At 62.6% G+C, this 430-nt stretch carries 1 protein-coding gene and 1 pseudogene; both read right to left on the reverse strand.

Annotation, left to right across the window (positions count from 1 at the left end; translation table 11 throughout):
• A partial coding sequence (locus tag PQR32_RS42195) for a CoA-transferase (RefSeq protein WP_408241833.1) occupies positions 1-171 on the reverse strand: 171 nt, incomplete at its 3' end.
• Positions 172-208: 37 nt separating this feature from the next.
• Positions 209-430, reverse strand: a pseudogene (locus PQR32_RS42200) (class II aldolase/adducin family protein); the annotation flags it as partial.

The following is a 430-nucleotide window of genomic DNA, read 5'->3' on the forward strand; positions in this document are numbered from 1 at the left end:
GACGCCCGCGTTGTTGCTGATGCAGGTGATGCCCTGCACCTTTGAATCGCGCAGTGCGCTAATCAGCGCCTCCGGAATGCCGCACAGCCCGAAGCCACCGACGGCAAACGTCTGCCCGTCCTTGACGATGCTTTCGAGCGCTGCGGCTGCGTTTGCATAAACCTTGTTCATCGAAAGTGCCTTTTACGAATGTGAAAGAGGACGTGTCTCAGTTGCGCTGGCCGCTATCCATGCGATCGAGCTTGCGCATTAGCGCGGCGAACTCGAGCGTGCCTTCCGGCACGCGCTGCATGCCCTGGAACGCGTCGAGGTCGCAGCGCGAGTGCCGCGCGACGTCTGGCGCGACTGGATTGAGCGTGCCGCACGCGGCCGTATCGACCTGAATCTGACAGGCGCGTTCCCGGCGATAGAGCCGCACGAAACACTCGGG

The sequence above is a fragment of the Paraburkholderia dipogonis genome (assembly GCF_046027395.1).
Classification (GTDB): Bacteria; Pseudomonadota; Gammaproteobacteria; order Burkholderiales; family Burkholderiaceae; genus Paraburkholderia; species Paraburkholderia dipogonis_A.